The following is a 17,043-nucleotide window of genomic DNA, read 5'->3' on the forward strand; positions in this document are numbered from 1 at the left end:
CGGGACCGCGAAGTCCCTTGCAGACCGAAAGTGTGGGTTCGCTGATGCAGGATGAAGCGGTAACGCGGCACCTGCGAGAACACCAACGGGTTGCTGCGTCAGTACCTGCCCAAAGGTACGGATCTGTCCGTGTGCAGCCAGGATGAACTTGACGCCATCGCTGACAGCATGAATAGCAGGCCACGTGCTACGCACGCATTTCACTCGCCTCTGGAGGTCTTCGCACGCATGCTCGAAGCCGCTTCACTGCCTCCGCCTGCGTTTCATTAACCCCGTTGCGCTTCACCCTTGAAACCGCCAAGCGATGTACTTCGGAAGTCTCACCCGATGCTTCCCACAGACCGCCGCACCTTGTCTGGCAGGGCTGAAAGTCTCACATTTTGGCTCCCGCTACCGTTGCGTATCAAGATGGGCAGGGTCGCGCCTACGAATACTGTCTGCGGTTGCTGGCGCGTTCCTGCTTGACATCCACTACGGATTGACTCCGCGCCACCAGAAAATCTGCCTGTTTTTAACGTCAACCATCCATCCGGCAATTTCGGGTGTCCGGCGAGTTGCGCGGCCCTTTTCACCACGTCGATCAGCCCTTCACGTGACGTGACCGACGCGAGCGCCGCACGGAGGTGACCGTCCCGTGCGTCGGGGTGCTTGGTGATCACGTCATATGCTTCGGCTGACACGGTGCCGAGCACTTCGGGCTCTTCCTTGTCATCGGCGTCCAATCCGGTGAGAGTCCGGGCCACGCCCCCAAGCATTACCGCGCGCTTGCTGCGGATCGCGTCCGCGTACTCACGAAAGAGTCGTGCGGCCTCGAGGCGCTCCACTGATTTCGGATCGCTGTCGCGTGCGATCCGCAGGAGGTCTATCGGCGTCAAGCTGCCGTCCTTGTCATGGGAGTAGCCCATGTTTTTCATCGTGTATTGAATGATTCGCTCCACTTCTATCGCGCCATTCACCGTGGCGGAAAAGAAAGCCTGACGGCGGGAGGCTGCACCGGCCTTGGCCGTCGCAATTCGCCATGCGGACCAAAGTACCGCAAAAGCACCATCGAGTGCTTTTTGGCGGCTCCCGCGAGCAAGGACATTGTCTCTAGGTGCGACCGCCGGATCGCAGAGAAAGGAGACGTGAAGGTGCGGATGCCATCCGTTCGGCCCGACAGTGACTTCGAGCCGGCGTACGAATCCGACAACTCCAAGATCCCGAACAAGTTCCCGCCATACGGGTTCGGAGCGGAATGTTTTCCAGCTATCGTCCAGTTTCTTGAGCACGGTGGTCAACTTCTGGTGCGCGTGATGTTGAACAGTGAGAACGGCGTCAACAACCGAGCCACCTGCCCGGACATGGGCGGCGACTACACGCGACAGCTCGGCCTTTTGCGCTGCCAGCTTCCGGGAGTGGCAGACAGGGCAGATGTGGTGGGCACCGCAGATCATCACCCCGCCGAGCCGCGTTGCGCCAGAGGCGGTCTTGCTAACCGTGATGCGCGTGCCGAGCCGATGGCGCATACAAGCCGCGGCACGATGGCGAGGTAAGATGGAACGCACCGCGTCCTGAAGGGAAAGCTGTGCAGCCCGGTCGAACTTCCGATCCAGCCTTTGATTGGAAGCGTACTCCAGGACGGTCTTGAATGATTTGGAAGCCATATTGCGCGTTGAGTTTGCCACGTTTGTCCCTCGGCACAACTGGCTGCATTTCAGACCAGTTATTCGCATGCCTAAGGGACGAAGCGATCTCTTTTAACTGCGCTCGACTGACCCAATGAATTCCAGTCCAGCGCTCCACTGGCTCCGCGCCACGATTGCTGCCATGGCTTGCCTTGGGGCCTCAGCGAGTATATCCGGGCGCAAATCAGGACTTTTCCGCGCGATTTCGGGAGAACTGCCATATCGACATGCGAGATTTCGTCGACAAACATCGTGTCGAGCGGATTACATCGACTTCAGCAACAGTCGGTTGCTCAATTGCAACAATTGACCAGCGGGAAGGACCTCCGCTTTTTATCTAGTGGGCCACCGGCGACTGAGCTGCTGTCGCAACTGTAGTTGGGCATCTGTGACGCCTCGACTGGGTAGCGCAGGCGGAATGTTAGCGCTGCTGTCCCAATGGCCGCGGCGTATGCGCCTTGGGACGACAACAGTTCGGAGGACAGTTCCAGCGCATTGCCGGCGCAAGTCCGCCAGTCACTGGAACTGCCGTCAGACTGGTTACTCGAGGTCATTCAGGTCCTCGGTGCAGGTCTGCCGGGCCCTGTCACCGAGTCCACGTGCCCTCTCGCCTCACCTCATCGAGCGACATCTGAACAGATGTTAGCGACGGCTGGGCAACCCCGGGTCTGGACCTCTCTTCGATGCAGACACCTTCGGCACTGGATCTTCGTCTCCTGCCACCGTCAAGACCTTGATGGTTGCGGGGTACAAGCGCTTTTGCCTTCCCAACCTGCATGCGAAGATTGTCGTGGTACCCGAACGGTTCACGAGTATCGGGAGCCAGAGCCTGATGCAGGCAGACACGCGAAGTTCAGGAATCACCGCGACATTCACGGCCGCCCGCGCCTCCGCTTCCGACTGATCCGCGACAGCCGACAGAGACCGCATGTCGAGTGCGACGCACGGCCGTGCATTCGGGTCACATCCGCGCGAAGGCAGAGTCCAGCAGCGTGTGCACGAAGGTGCCACCATCGGAGGGGCGCAGATGGGCGTAGTGGGCTTTTACCGTGTCAACCTCATCATGGAGAACGGCGGCAGCTGCATCCCAGGCCCCGGGTGCCTTTTTCAGCGTGGCGGTGCCTATGATGTAGCGAAAGCCATGTGTTCCGATGCCCGGGCAGTCCCACAAATAGCGACGCGTCAGGTAGAAAACCCGTCGATTCAAGGATTTCCATACGCCGACGTAGCCCTCTGACTGTTCATCCGTTGAAGACAGGAAGACGAAGTCCACCTTGTCGGCGTCCGGCAGCATAGGGCGATAGACATTCAGATAGCGTTCGATGTCTGCCCAAGCCACGTGGTTGACGGGCATGTCATAGTCTCGGCTCTTTGCAGCTCCCTTGGCATTCTTGAACGCACGTTTCTCGATCCGGATGAACCAGCGCCCATCTGGGCGACGATAGAGGTTGCCTGTGTTGTCAGCGCGATAGGTGAGCAACTTCATGTTCTTGGCGCGCAATGGATTCGACGCCATCAGCTTGATGAGGAGCAGGTCCCGCGCCCAAATAGCCTCGTGCGCACCACCAGTGATTGGTCGGCAACTCTTCATTCGAGAAATCATGTCCGCGACAGCCTCGAGCGGGTCGTCGAGTTCCAGCACGGTCTTGATGGGGGCCATCGGCTCCCTCGAAAGCTCAACTCCAGCCACCTGTAGATTCTTCTTCGTCTCAGCGGCCCAAGTGTAGGCTTCTTGGCATGCGTCTTTCCAAACTTGCGGCCGGTGGCCTTCCGGTAGCCTCTCCCGGAGTTCGGGCATCTGGGTGAGATAGCCGTGCTGGGGGTGGTTGAGCGATGCAACTAAGCTTGCGAATTCGAGCACACCGCCATGCACTTTCTCTTCAGCTCGCTCAATCCTCCATTTCAAGTAGCGATGAACCATCCGCTTGCTCGAAAACCACGCGAGCGTCTGCACCTCGTCACTGCTGAGCCCTGCGCCGCCTCGCTCTCGTGTGCGGTTAAGCCACCCAAGGAAACACGTTACATGTACCCAGACAATCCGCGCCGTGGGAACGTATTTACCTTTCGTGAAGCAGTACCGGTTGCGGTCGGTTTCCGCCTCCGTGACGAGGTCCGTCGTGACCCAAACGCCGCGCGAATATCGTTGTAGCTCAGGCAGCTTCTCCGTTTTGTGGGTAACGAGGTCTGACCATTCTCGTGCCAACGAATCGGAGACGCACTTCAGACGGTACATGTCCTGAGTAGCCGCAGCTAATCTAGCCCGATATGGGATTTTTATGGCCGACGCGGTCTCGACCGGTCTGAAATACTGGCGCTCGTATGCCAAGCTTAGGAGGGTATTTGAATCCAGCGCAAAGAATCGCTCGAGCCGTTTCAACGAAGGGACCGCGCGGGGATTCGGCAATGCTCCTTTGAGCCAGCCCCCTAGGGTGCTCTTGGAAATACCTGCCGCTCGCGCCAGGCCTGCCACGGTCGTCCTGCTTCGCGTGAGCAGCTCACTTAGCGCCGACTGAAACGGGGACATGCAGTTCGCTCCGGCTGCGTCGACGCGATCGAGATGCGTTACCAGTGAGCACCATTTGCCCATCAGGCTTTTGCGATTTGCAATATAGCTTTTATCGCGACCCTCGGCTTGCAGTTTCTCTACGTGGAGGCGAAGGTTTCGGTAGTACGAGCTGCGCAGCAACGAGCCAACAGTGCTTTCTTCTGAAACGTCGAAGTTAGCCAGGAACGCCCGAAGGGCGGATTTCAAGTTGGGCAGTGCTGAAGCAGGGATATCCCCGTTGTCCACACGCTGTTGCATCTTTTCCGAGAGTTCCCGGAAGGTTAGAGTTGAAACTGCAGGCATACGACTCTTCCGTTTACCTGCCCGAACTGTCCGGATTGGTCGCCTCTGCGAGCTATTAAGAGTGACCGGTATGAGTAAATTATCCATCGTCGTAAATCATTGATGGAAAAGGACAATGCGGACATTCTATCGTGCGCTTGTATGGCATGAAGTGTCCCCTGTCGTTCATTATTTTTTCCTATTCATACCGATAAACCGTAGTTGGGCAATGTCGCCTCGCCTTCGGTATAGCTTGGATCACAGGTTTGCGACTATTGCAGCGCTGACCAGCTTAAAAGAGCCTGATGCAGTGGGCAAAACTCGACGGAAGATCGTGAGCCTAGGAAGAGGTTCGACATCCATTGGCGACCCGGTCCCTCGCGCTGAGAAAGAAGCGCAGCGTCTCGCTTCCACATGCGTTGATGGTCAGCGAGTCAAGGCTGTAGTGTTTCTGCTCATTTCTGGTCCGTCCGGTCCGGATAGGGCTGGCGGCATCAGCGTGTCCGTGATGCACCAGGGACTGCGCCAGAGAAAGAACTGCAGCCGAGCATGGCATTCTTCGTGTATTGCCCAAAGAAAAATGTTATTCTGCGCAGCACTCCGCCCTCCGTATTCCGCTATGATCCGCTGCCATCTGTCGACCCTGATGGGCCGCCACAAGCTGCGCGTTTCCGACGTCGCCCGCATAACAGGCTTGAACCGCAGTACGGTGACGTCTCTTTGTAACGAGACGGCCACGCGCGTCGAATTACCGGCGATCAGCAAACTCTGCGAGCTGTTCCGGTGCGGAACCGCAGAACTTTTTGAATATGTTCCAGACGAGGCGGAGCGCCACATATGAGCCTGAGCGCCAACCGATGGCATGTCATCGCTGAATCCAGCTTCCCGTGGGAGCGCGAAGCGCTTGAGTGGCTACGCGCGCAGTTGCCTGATCGCGACCCGTGGCACGTCTGGACGAATTTCGAGTTCATCGACGACGAAGGGAAGGTCAACGAAGTCGATGCGCTTGCGCTGACGCCTGCCGGCCTTTTCATCATCGAGATCAAGTCGCGGCCGGGGACCGTCTCCGGCGACGCTCACACGTGGACATGGTCCACAGATGGCCGCGAACGCTCGGTGGACAACCCACTGCTGCTCACGGACCGGAAATCGAAACGCCTAGCTAGCCTGCTGCGACGGCAGCGGTCGGTGGTGAAGGCCAAGGTCCGGCTGCCGTTCATTGAGCCGCTGGTGTTCCTGTCGTCCACGACGCTTCATTGCAAGCTGCAGGGACACGCACGCTCCGGCGTATTCCTTCGAGGCCGCCCGGGCGACATCGAAGACACCGGAATCCTGGGCGCACTCTCCCGTGGCGTTCGCCCCAGCCAGCATCCGCCGGTGGACAGCCAGCAGGTTCGTGCCGTCGCGCACGGGTTGACGGAAGCGGGAATCCGTCCGTCGAACAAGCATCGGCAGGTTGGCGACTACCAACTGGGCAAGATGATCGTGGACGGCCCCAGCTATCAGGAGTGGGTAGCCCAACACGTCAGCGTCGACGTGCAGCGTCGCGTGCGCATCTACAATCTCGCGAACGCCACCAGCCCGGAAGAGCGTCAGGCGCGGGTCACCCAGGCCCAGCGCGAATTCAAGATCCTCGAAGGCATTGAGCACAGCGGCATCCTGCGCTGCCGCGACTACAAGGACACCGAGCTCGGGCCGGCCCTCATCTTCGATCACGATCCGAAGGCGGTCCGCCTCGATCACCTGATTCGCGACCACGGCCAGCGAATGCACGCGGGCCACCGGCTGGCGCTCGTGCGCCAGATCGCGGAAGTGCTCAAGTTCGCCCATTCGCGTCGCCTGTTCCATCGCGCATTGGGTCCGCAAAGCGTGCTCGTTCGTGGCGTCGAAAGCGGGGAGCTGAGCGTACAGTTGATGAACTGGCAAACGGCTGCGCGCGAGGCGGCCTCCCCCGGCGGCAGCGTCAATTACACCACCGGTACGCAGCATGTCGAGGCCTACGTCGACGATCCTGGCCTCGTCTACCTCGCGCCGGAAACAACACGTGCCGATCCAGCTCATGGAGCGGAGCTGGATATCTTTTCGCTTGGATGCCTCACCTACTTGATCTTTAGTGGGCAGGCTCCCGCCACCTCGACCCTGGAGCTTGCGGACAAGTTGCGGCTCGGGCCCGGCCTGCGTCTTTCGGACGTCCTCGATGGCTGTAGCGCGTGGCTGCACGAACTCGTTCAATTCGCCACCAATCCGGAAGTCGTGACGCGATATGACACGGTCCAAGGCTTCCTCGACGACCTCGATAAAGTCGAAGACGAGCTCACCGCACCCGATCCGGAGCGCACCGTCGATCCGAGCCGTGCCGGCCCTGGTGACCGGGTCGACGGTGGTTTCACCGTCCTCAAGCGACTGGGCAGGGGCTCGTCCAGCGACGCATTGCTCGTGCGCCCGGACGGTAGCGACGAAGAACTTGTTCTGAAGGTTGCCGTCAATCCGTCCCGGAGCGAAAACCTCGAAGCAGAAGCTGATGCGCTTGGCAAGCTGCAACACGCGAACATCGTCGCGCTGCGGGAAAAGCGCACTGTCGCGGGCCGCACCGCATTGCTGCTCAAGCGAGCCGGCGAAGAAACGCTCGCGCAGAAGCTCAAGCGCGAAGGGCGGCTTTCGCTCGACATGTTGCAGCGCTTCGGCGAAGAACTGATCGATGCCGTGCGGCACATCGAGGACGCGGCCGTCATCCACCGCGACATCAAGTCCGACAACATCGGCATCACGGAATCGCGCACGAAGCGGCTCAAGCTCGTGCTGTTCGATTTTTCGTTGACGCGTACGCCTGCTGAGAATCTCACGGCAGGCACGCCACCCTACCTCGACCCCTTCCTCTCGCTTCGTCCTCACCGACGATGGGATCTGTCGGCTGAACGCTTCGCCGCGGCAGTCACGCTCTACGAAATGGCAGTGGGCAAGCCGCCGCGTTGGGGCGATGGCCGGACAGCGCCGGCCATGCTCGATGTCGAGGCGACCATCGAGTCGGATGTCTTCGATCCCGTGGTGCGGCAGCCCCTTGCAGAGTTCTTTTCGAAGGCATTGCGGCGCGACTTCCGCGAACGTCACGATAACGCCGAGGACATGCTTCGAGCCTGGCGCCACGTCTTCGAACGCGCGTCCACGACGCATCCGCCCGCGACCGACAGCTTCGAAGCCATCGCGCTGACCACCACGATCCAGACCACGATGGCCGAACTCGGCTACAGCCTGGAAGCGCAGGACGTGCTTGAGCGCATGGGTATCCACAACGCGCGCGAGCTGCTCGCCGTCGACCGCATCAGGTTCCGGTATCTGCGAGGCGTCGGGGACAAGATCCGCAAGGAGATCCGGAACAAGGCAAAGGAGCTGGCGTATTTGAGGCCCGACCTCACCCAGGGGCGTGGCAGTCTGCACACGAGCGGCGATGACGACGGCGAGGACGCCAAGGGTGCAATAACCGTCAACGAGCTGGCCGAAATCCTGCTTCCGCGTCGACCCGCCGGCGACGACCGCCCGGAAGAAGCCGCGCTTGCATACTACTTGGGCCTGGATGACGAAGTCCAGGATGGCTACTGGCCGACGTTGGGAGACGCGTCTCTGGCGTCCGGTCTGGACCGTGGCACGCTGACAACAGCCTTGATCAAGGCCCGCGAGCGCTGGCTGAAGCACAAGGCGTTCACCGAGCTCCGCACGCAGCTCGATGCGCTGCTTACGTCTCAGGGGCAGGTCATGACCGCTCACGAAGTTGCGTTCGCGCTCCTGGCGCTGCGTGGGTGTGCGATCCAGGAGGATACCGAGCGCCTGCGACTTGCCTGCGCCGTTACTCGGGCGGCACTGGAAGCCGAATCGCACCTCGACAAGCCCCGCTTCGAAATCTTCGAGCACAGCCCGGTCGCGCTCGTCGCGACATCCCAGCCATGGGCCGATTACGCGCGCCACTTGGGCACGGTGGCGGACACCTGTGCGTTAGCGGAACCTCTAATGCCACCGGGTCGCGTGCTCGAAGCGCTCGAAGCGGTGTCGCCGCCGTCTCCGTACGGCGTCGATCTGGACGCTGACGACGCAATGGCCATTCCGCCTGTCGCTTCCGCTCGCCTGCTTCGCCTCGCGACGATGGCGTCGCGCCAGGCGGCGCTCTCCAGTCGGCAAGAGATCTATCCGCGTGGTATGTCGGCGTTGATGGCGCTGAAACAATCGATGGGCGCGCTGATCGGTGCCGTGGAGCTGAAGGTTCGTGAATTGCAGGATCGGGTGCATGGCCGCTATCCCGAGGCGGACCCGTTGCCGAAGCGACCTGACCTCGATCGTCTGCTGGAAGAAGCCGGTGCGCCACTGCAATGGGATCCGTCCTGCGATCACGGCGCCGGTGCCTACCGGCGACAGAGTTTGGGAGCCAACGCAACGGTCGGCACAACCACCCGACTCGTCAATTATTCGACTACCGGTAACGGTGCGTCGCCGCGTATGGCTGCCGCCGTAGTCGACGCAAAAGCAATAGAAGACCGCTTACAGCACAGCCTCAAGCAAGGTGGCCTGCTGGTTTTGACGACGGAGCCGCGCGTTGCGCGGCGGGCAGAGGCAACGCTGCTGCAGCGGTTCGGTACAACCGAACTGCGACCGCAAGGGCTGGAGCGATTAAGCGTTGACGCGTTGTTGCTGCGTGAACTGCGCGCCCAAGCCGCGGTGCTGGGCGTCGACTGGTCTGTAGTATTGCGTGCAGACGGCGCCGAACCAGGCTCACGCGACTGGCGCAATCTGCTTGGTCTCGTGAAGCGCACTGTCCCGGCGCTGATGAAGGCCTTGCTGGACAGCCTGGCCCCGCTGTTGGTCGTCAATGCGGGATTGCTGGCTCGCTACGACCTGATGAACGTAATCAGCGAACTGGAGGCGACCGCGGGCCGCCCTGGACGCACACCTGCCGTATGGCTGCTGCTGCCCTGCCACGAGCCCGGTGTTGCCTTTATCGATTCAACGCCAGTTCCCCTCGTCAATGCGAGTGCCGTGAGTGCGCTCACCCGGCCTTGGGTCGATGAAGCGCATCGCGCAGCGGCTGCTGCACAGGCGCACTGACAATCACACGCTACAACCGACAAGAAACGAGAAGATCTTGATTAACGCCACGCAACTTCTCGCCGATCTCGCACGCCAGCTCAAGCGGCTGGAAGACGATCTGCGCCAACGTATCACCGACGTATCCGAGCTCAAGACCGGGTTGACCACTGAATGGCAAGCTGCGCGCGACGCGGAACGGACCGCCGAGACCTTCGAAAGCTGGGCGGATCAGGTCATTACCCAAGCCGGCGTGCATTGGTTGCTTTCGTGCGTGTTCATCCGCTTCATCGAGGACAACAGTCTCGTGGATCGTCCGTGGCTGGGCGGCACGCCCGAGTCAGGCCGGCTAGCGCTAGCACGCGATCGGCACGAGGCGTATTTCCAGGCGCATCCGACGCATAGCGACCGTGAATATCTGCTGGGCGCATTCCGCGAAGCGGGTGCGCTGCCCGGCCTGCATACGTTCTTCGATGAGGTGCACAACCCGGTTTTCCGACTGGGCATCAGCGGCGATGCCGCGATGGAACTGCGTCAGTGCTGGCAGAAGGTGGACCCGAGCACCGGCACGCTGTTCCACGATTTCACTGACCCCGACTGGAACACGCGCTTCCTTGGCGATCTGTATCAGGACCTCTCTGAGGCCACCCGCAAGCGTTATGCGCTGCTGCAAACGCCGGAGTTCGTCGAGGAATTCATTCTCGACCGCACGCTGACACCGGCGATCCGCGAATTCGGGTTCCGAGAAGTGCGGATGATCGATCCGACCTGTGGCAGCGGGCACTTTCTGCTGGGCGGCTTTTACCGGCTCGTGGATGAATGGGCGCGTAACGAACCCGCGCGCAATCGGCGTGATGTCGCGCAGAAAGCATTGGACGCCGTGGCGGGCGTCGATCTGAATCCGTTTGCCGTGGCTATTGCGCGCTTCCGGTTGTTCGTCGCTGCACTCAAGGTTAGCGACGTGCATCGTCTTTCTGAAGCGCCGAACTTCAAACTGAATGTGGCTATTGGCGACAGTCTGCTGCATGGTAGGCGCTTTGGTCTTTCAGCCACTGATGACATGTTTGGAGCCGCTGAAGCTTATGCTGGGACTGAGCTTGCGCATGCGTACGCCAGTGAGGACCTAGAAGAGGTTAATCGCATCCTGGGGCGGCAGTACCACGCGGTGGTGGGCAATCCGCCGTACATCATTGTCAGGGATACGGCGCTGAATGCAGCGTACCGGCAGCGCTACGCCAGTTGCCATATGAAGTATTCGTTGGGTGCGCCGTTTACCGAGCGCTTCTTCGAACTTGCGCTGACGGGTAACGGTCGGCCCTCGGGCTTTGTTGGGCTGATCACGTCCAACTCGTTCATGAAGCGCGAGTTTGGCAGCAAGCTGATCGAGAAGGTACTGCCTCGACTGGACCTCACGCATGTGGTGGATACATCGGGCGCCTACATACCGGGGCACGGCACGCCGACTGTGATCCTGTTCGGCCGCCATCGAGCACCGGTGGGTGATGCGGTGCGAACATTGATGGGTATTAAGGGCGAGCCAACTAGGCCGGATGATCCGGCTTGCGGACTCGTCTGGTCGGCCATCATCAGGCAAATCGATGAAGTGGACTCTCAGTCAGACTTTCTCAGCGTCAGCGACATGGCACGCGCGACTTTCGCAAAACATCCTTGGAGCATTAGCGGCGGGGGAGCTGTTGAGCTTCTTGAAAAAATTGAAGAACGGGCCGTGTCTCGGCTGGAGTCTGCTATTGGACGTCGAAGATTTTCTGTTCAGGTTGGAGGGCGAGTTATCACTCGAGAGACGCTCGAAATTGGCTTCGCAAGCTTCTCTGGAGCGGACGATCATTTCATCTCCGATCGGGCAGCATTACAACGGGCTGGCGTACCGACCGAGTTCACTCGTCGAATGATTCTGGGTGATGGCGTAAGGGATTGGGCGACTGATACGCCGGATACCGCGTTCGTGCCCTATACGACTCACCAAACACTGGCACCTCTTGATCTCAAAACTGGTTGGTATCGCTGGTTATGGCCTAGCCGTGCCGTACTAGAAGGAATCGTCTCGTTTGGCGGCGAGACTCAAAAGGATCTAGGTGCTCCATGGTGGGGCTGGTACAGATGGATCGGCGAACGTTACTCAATCCCGTTGAGTATTGTCTTCGCCGAGGTTGCCACTCATAACCACTTCGTCCTTGAACGCGGCGGTAAGGTCTTCAAGCAGACGGCACCCGTGATCAAACTGCCTGCCGGTAGCAGCGAGGACGAGCATCTGGGATTGCTCGGACTGCTCAATTCGTCAGTGGCATGCTTTTGGTTGAAGCAGGTGTGCCACAACAAAGGGGAAGGTGGAGGGACTCGCGTTGAAGCCGGTAATTCCGCTCTCGGAGACGAAGCATGGAAAAGCCATTTTGCGTTCAATTCAACCAAAGTCGCCGAGTTTCCTCTTTGTGATCATCGTCCCCAGGATTTAGCGCGCCCGCTGAATAGATTGGTCGACGAGGTCGAGGCTCACCTACCGAAGGCGCACCTCTGTTCGTCTGCAAAGGACTTGAATCCTCTGCCTACGCGTCGGTCTCTCGATGAGCTACGCAACCACGTTACTACGCTGCGGCGCCAAGCAATTGCGTGGCAGGAAGAACTCGACTGGGCGTGCTACGGTTTTTACGGCCTGCTGCCTGCCAATGTTCAGCTCCGCGCAGACAACGGTCCACCCGAGGTTCGCCTAGGAGAGCGCGCGTTCGAAATCGTACTAGCCCGCCGCATCGAGGCTCGCCGGGAAAGCACGACCTGGTTCGAACGCCACGGCTCCACCCCGATCACCGAGATCCCAACACACTGGCCCGAGGACTACCGGCAGGTCGTCCAGCGTCGCATCGACTTCATAGAGCGCGACTGTAGCATCGGCCTCATTGAGCGGCCCGAGTACAAGCGCCGCTGGAATACCCCCGCCTGGGAGGATCTGGAGCGCGCCGCACTGCGAGACTGGCTACTCGACCATCTTGAAGCACCACACCTGTGGCCAGCCAGCGCCGACCAGCCGCCGCAACCCACCACCGTCGGCCGCCTCGCCGACGCCGTGCGCACCAGCGCCGACTTCATGCAGATCGCCGAACTGTACGCCGGCCATTCGGACTTCGACGTCGGACAGATCGTTGCCGAACTTGTGACAAGCGAATCGGTACCTTTTCTGCCCGTGCTGCGTTACACCGAAAGTGGCCTGCGCAAGCGAGCCCAGTGGGAAGACACCTGGACGCAGCAACGTCGCGAGGACGCAGGCGAGGGCGTCGGCAGGATCCCCGTGCCGCCGAAGTATCAGAATAAGGACTTCCTGAAAGCCGACTTCTGGCGCCTGCGGGGCGGTCTGGACGTCCCGAAGGAACGCTGGATCAGCTATCCGCACTGCGAACGCGGTGTAGACACTAGCCTAGTCATCGCATGGGCCGGGTGGAACCACCTGCAACAAGCCACAGCAATAGCCGCCTGCTACCTCGAAATGAAGGACAACGAGGGGTGGCCGCGCGAACGCCTGCAACCGCTGCTGTCCGGCCTGCTCGAACTCGTGCCGTGGCTCAAGCAGTGGCACAACGAAATCGATCCGACCTTCGGCGAGCGCATGGGCGACTACTACGCTGGCTTCCTCGCGGACCAGGCCCGGGAGCTCGGCTATACCCTCGACGACCTGCGCGCGTGGAAACCGGCCGCCGCGGCGGCCCGTCGTGGACGCCGGAAACTGGCCTAAAGTACAAAGCAAAGCGAACCTGAGAAGCCTTACCATGCCATTGATCAAAGAGCTTATTTCGATCCCCGAGCGGGTTCACCAGGGCGACTTCGTGCTGAAGCTGTCCGAAGGTGTCACGCACCCCGAGCAGACACTGCGCGATTACGTCGTCACGCCGCAGCTCGCGGACGCGTTCAGGAATGCGCTTGGGTTCGTCCAGCAGGCGGTACTTTCAGGCGCCAGCAAGGCGGCTTACCTGCACGGCTCGTTCGGCTCGGGCAAGAGCCACTTCATGGCCGTGTTGAATCTGCTGCTCGCAGGAAACACGCAGGCACGCGCGATCGCCGAACTCGCCGACGCAGTCGCGCAAACCACCTGGACGCAGGGCAAACGCTTCTTGATGGTGCCGTATCACATGATCGGCGCCAAGGACATGGAGTCCGGCATTCTCGGCCAGTACGCCGAATATGTCCGGCATTTGCATCCCGAAGCACCGATTCCGGGCTTCTATCTGGCCGAGGAACTGTTTCGCGACGCGGAGGCATTCCGGACCCGTCTGGGAGACGAGGCATTTTTCAGCAAGCTCAATGAAGGCAGGGCTACCGGCGGCAGCGGCTGGGGCGCGCTGGACTCCGGATGGGACACGACGAGCTTTGAAGCCGCGATGCTGGAGCCGCCCAATGGCCCCGAGCGCGCCCGCCTCGTAGGCGATCTGATTGCGCAGTTCTTCTCCGCATATCGCACGCTGGCCAGCGACAGCGAATCGTTCGTGTCTCTGGACGACGGTCTTGCGATCATGAGCCGGCATGCTCAGGATCTTGGTTACGACGCGGTCATTCTGTTCCTCGACGAACTGGTGTTGTGGCTCGCCAGTCACGCCTCAGATGTCAACTTCGTCAGCCGTGAGGGTACCAAGCTGGTCAAGCTCGTCGAGGCGACCAACGCCGACAGGCCGGTCCCGTTGATCAGCTTCGTCGCGCGCCAGCGCGACCTGCGCGAACTGGTGGGCGACAACCTGCCCGGTGCTATTGGCGTGCAATTCACCGACGTGCTGCGCCATTGGGAAGCCCGCTTTCACCGGATCACACTTGAAGACCGCAACCTGCCGGCCATCGCCGAGAAGCGGGTGCTGCGCCCGATCAACGAGGCGGCAAAGGCAACGCTGACGGCGGCCTTCGACGAAGTGCTGCGGTTGCGGCGCGACGTGCTGGACACGCTGCTTACGACGGAAGCGGATCGGGAGATGTTCCGGAAGGTCTATCCGTTCAGCCCGGCACTCGTGCAGACGCTCATCGCAGTGTCGGCCGCGTTGCAGCGCGAGCGCACCGCGTTGAAGCTCATGCTGCAACTGCTGGTGGACCGGCGCGACGACCTGGAACTCGGTCAACTGATCCCGGTTGGCGATCTGTGGGACGTGATCGCAGAGGGCGACGAGCCGTTCGAGGCCATGCGCATGCAATTCGAAAACGCGAAACGGCTTTACAACCAACGACTGTTGCCGATGCTCGAGACCAAACATGGTGTGACGTGGGAGGCCTGCAAACTGGGTCAGGCCGATCCCGCCCTCGCGAAGAATCTCCGCAACGATGCGCGATTGCTCAAAACCTTGCTGTTGTCCTCACTGGTGCCGAACGTCGAAGCGCTGAAGGCGCTCACGCCGTCGCGGCTGGCCGCGTTGAACCACGGCACCTTCAGGTCGCCCATTCCGGGGCAGGAGGTGCAGCTTGTGACGCGCAAGTTGCGCGACTGGGCCGGCGAAATTGGCGAAATCAAGGTCACCGAAGATCTCAACCCGCTGGTGTCGATCCAGATCACCGGCGTCGATCTCGAGCGGGTGCTGGATCAGGCCAAGATCATCGACAACCCGGGCAACCGTCGTAAGAAGGTGCGTGAGCTCCTTTTCGACCAGTTAGGCGTGCAGGACAACGGCGGGCTCTTTCTGACCTATGACTTTTCATGGCGCGGGACGAAGCGTGACGTCGAAGTGTTTTACGCGAACGTGCGTGAAATGCGGGACGAGGAACTCAAGGGCCGCTCCGGCGCTTGGAGCGTCATCCTTGACTTTCCGTTCGACGAGCCCAACCGGACGCCCAACGACGATCTGGCCCGGCTGGGCGATTACCGTGGCGGGAGCACCCGGACCCTCGTATGGCTGCCGTCTTTCCTGAGTCAGAAGGCACTGAACGATCTCGGACGATATGTCATTCTTGACTACATCCTCCAGGGTGAACGCTTCGATCAGTACGCAGCTCATCTGTCCATCGTCGATCGCGCGCAGGCTCGGGTTCTGGCAAGAAACCAATGCGATTCGCTACGGGCAAAGCTCCGTGGTGCGCTTGAGGTCGCATACGGCATCTCCACGCAACCGGAAGAAGCGGTGTCTCATGTCCTCTCGGCCGAGCAACAGTTCCGCTCACTCGATCAGACTTTGGCACCAAGGCCCCCCGTCGGCGCCGATTTCAAGGCTGCCTTCGAGGATCTGCTGGATCAGCTTTTCGCCCATCAGTACCCGGCACATCCGCAGTTCGACACCGAGATCAAACCATCCGCGGTGAAGAAAGTCTGGGCCGAAGTCCGGGCCGCCATTGATGCGCCGCAACAGCGAAGCCTCGTGACGGATCAGGCTTCGCGAAGAATCGTCCGCTCCATCGTCAACCCGTTGAAGCTCGGCCAGATGGCCGAGACGCACTTGCTGATCGAGACTTACTGGCAGTCCCACTTCACGCAACGCATTGCGCTCGAAGGCGGTGGGCCTTTGACTGCTGGAAAGCTACGCGAATGGATCGATCAGCCCAGGCCGATGGGCCTGCCGCCGGAGCTGCAAAACCTGCTGATCCTGGCTTTTGCGGCGCAAACCAACCGTCGTTTCCTGCAACACGGTGGCCCTTTCGAGCCTGACATCGACCGGCTGCCGGACGATGTGGAACTTCGCGAAGAGCAGTTGCCGTCGGCCGCGCACTGGCAGACCGCGCTTCAACGCGCGTCCAGCCTGTTCGGGATCGTCCCGGCGCAGTCATTGAACGCGGCCAACGTGGGCAAGCTGGTGTCGGACGTCAAGCAGAAGGCCAACGCGCAACGCGTCGCGGTCGCGGGCTTGGTGTCTGCCGTCGCTGACCGCGCGGCCCGCTATGCGCCGGGCGAACCGGGCGCACGTCAACGCACAGCGGAGTCTGCGCAGGCGCTGCTCGCCACGCTGGCGAATGCCAGCGACTCCGCGCTGGTGACAACCCTCGCCACCGCGTCGCTCGAAACCTCCGAAACCGCGGTCGGCATCGCGATCGCTCAGGCACAGGGCGCGGTAGACGCACTGCTCCGGGGTAACTGGCAACTCTTCGACGCCGTCCGCAATCTGTCCGACCACCGGCAGGCTGCGGGTCAACGGCTCGCTGCGCAGCTAGCCGAATTGCTGCGCAACGACGAGCACGTCATTGGGCTAAAGATCAAGCTGGACGAGTTGGTTCGCGATGCGGTTGGCCTGTTGTCCGAGCCGGCTAAAGCGGAAGCATCGTCTTCGGCAACGGGCAGGTCAGCAGACACGCAACCGGAGTCCCCCAAACCGCCGCCGCCTTTTCAGCCGCCAGAGGCCACCAACGGCGCGTCCACGATAGTCGTTGAAGAAAGCCAGCGTGCGGATCTGGATGCCCAGTCAGCGTCGGCGCTCCTTCAGCAACTCAAGGCGAAGGTGGACAACGACAGCGAGCTGGAGTTGACCTTGCACTGGCGTTTGCAGCGCAGAGGGGGAACGCAACATTGAGCTCAACGCA

At 60.8% G+C, this 17,043-nt stretch carries 6 protein-coding genes and 1 pseudogene; 5 read left to right on the forward strand and 2 right to left on the reverse strand.

Annotated elements, in window-relative coordinates; all coding sequences use genetic code 11:
* Nucleotides 1-63: 63 nt before the first annotated feature.
* Nucleotides 64-270, forward strand: a pseudogene (locus OKW29_RS36450) (transposase); the annotation flags it as partial.
* A 50-nt stretch (nucleotides 271-320) separates the two neighbouring features.
* Here the strand turns inward: OKW29_RS36450 and OKW29_RS36455 are convergent.
* A complete protein-coding gene (locus tag OKW29_RS36455) occupies nucleotides 321-1,643 on the reverse strand; it encodes a protein rep (RefSeq protein WP_429294334.1) in 1,323 nt (440 codons plus the stop codon).
* 982 nt (nucleotides 1,644-2,625) lie between these two features.
* A complete protein-coding gene (locus tag OKW29_RS36460) occupies nucleotides 2,626-4,512 on the reverse strand; it encodes a hypothetical protein (RefSeq protein WP_429294335.1) in 1,887 nt (628 codons plus the stop codon).
* Nucleotides 4,513-5,110: 598 nt separating this feature from the next.
* Here OKW29_RS36460 and OKW29_RS36465 point away from each other — a divergent pair.
* Genes OKW29_RS36465 through OKW29_RS36480 form a run of 4 tightly spaced genes read left to right on the forward strand, consistent with a single transcriptional unit; the run spans nucleotide 5,111 to nucleotide 17,033 of the window.
* Nucleotides 5,111-5,332, forward strand: a complete 222-nt coding sequence (locus tag OKW29_RS36465) for a helix-turn-helix domain-containing protein (RefSeq protein ID WP_429294336.1) — start codon at nucleotides 5,111-5,113, stop codon at nucleotides 5,330-5,332.
* Complete coding sequence (gene pglW / locus OKW29_RS36470; RefSeq protein WP_429294337.1) at nucleotides 5,329-9,582, forward strand: BREX system serine/threonine kinase PglW; 4,254 nt, start codon at nucleotides 5,329-5,331, stop codon at nucleotides 9,580-9,582. The genes OKW29_RS36465 and pglW overlap by 4 nt, the downstream gene beginning before the upstream one ends.
* The gene (gene pglX / locus OKW29_RS36475) at nucleotides 9,542-13,300 is read left to right on the forward strand and encodes a BREX-2 system adenine-specific DNA-methyltransferase PglX (RefSeq protein ID WP_429294338.1); all 3,759 of its coding nucleotides are present in this window, start codon (nucleotides 9,542-9,544) and stop codon (nucleotides 13,298-13,300) included. The genes pglW and pglX overlap by 41 nt, the downstream gene beginning before the upstream one ends.
* 34 nt (nucleotides 13,301-13,334) lie before the next feature.
* Nucleotides 13,335-17,033: a phage resistance protein gene (locus OKW29_RS36480; RefSeq protein ID WP_429294339.1), complete on the forward strand. Its 3,699-nt coding sequence runs from the start codon at nucleotides 13,335-13,337 to the stop codon at nucleotides 17,031-17,033.
* Nucleotides 17,034-17,043: the final 10 nt, after the last annotated feature.

This window comes from Paraburkholderia sp. CI3 (genome assembly GCF_050436505.1).
Classification (GTDB): domain Bacteria; phylum Pseudomonadota; class Gammaproteobacteria; order Burkholderiales; family Burkholderiaceae; genus Paraburkholderia; species Paraburkholderia tuberum.

What these genes read in the sequence shown, in the direction of transcription:
- pglX (WP_429294338.1), top strand. Translation starts at nt 9,542, where the DNA reads ATGAAGCGCATCGCGCAGCGGCTGCTGCACAGGCGCACTGACAATCAC.
- pglW (WP_429294337.1), top strand. Translation starts at nt 5,329, where the DNA reads ATGAGCCTGAGCGCCAACCGATGGCATGTCATCGCTGAATCCAGCTTC.
- OKW29_RS36460 (WP_429294335.1), bottom strand. Translation starts at nt 4,512, where the DNA reads ATGCCTGCAGTTTCAACTCTAACCTTCCGGGAACTCTCGGAAAAGATG.
- OKW29_RS36465 (WP_429294336.1), top strand. Translation starts at nt 5,111, where the DNA reads ATGATCCGCTGCCATCTGTCGACCCTGATGGGCCGCCACAAGCTGCGC.
- OKW29_RS36455 (WP_429294334.1), bottom strand. Translation starts at nt 1,643, where the DNA reads ATGGCTTCCAAATCATTCAAGACCGTCCTGGAGTACGCTTCCAATCAA.
- OKW29_RS36480 (WP_429294339.1), top strand. Translation starts at nt 13,335, where the DNA reads ATGCCATTGATCAAAGAGCTTATTTCGATCCCCGAGCGGGTTCACCAG.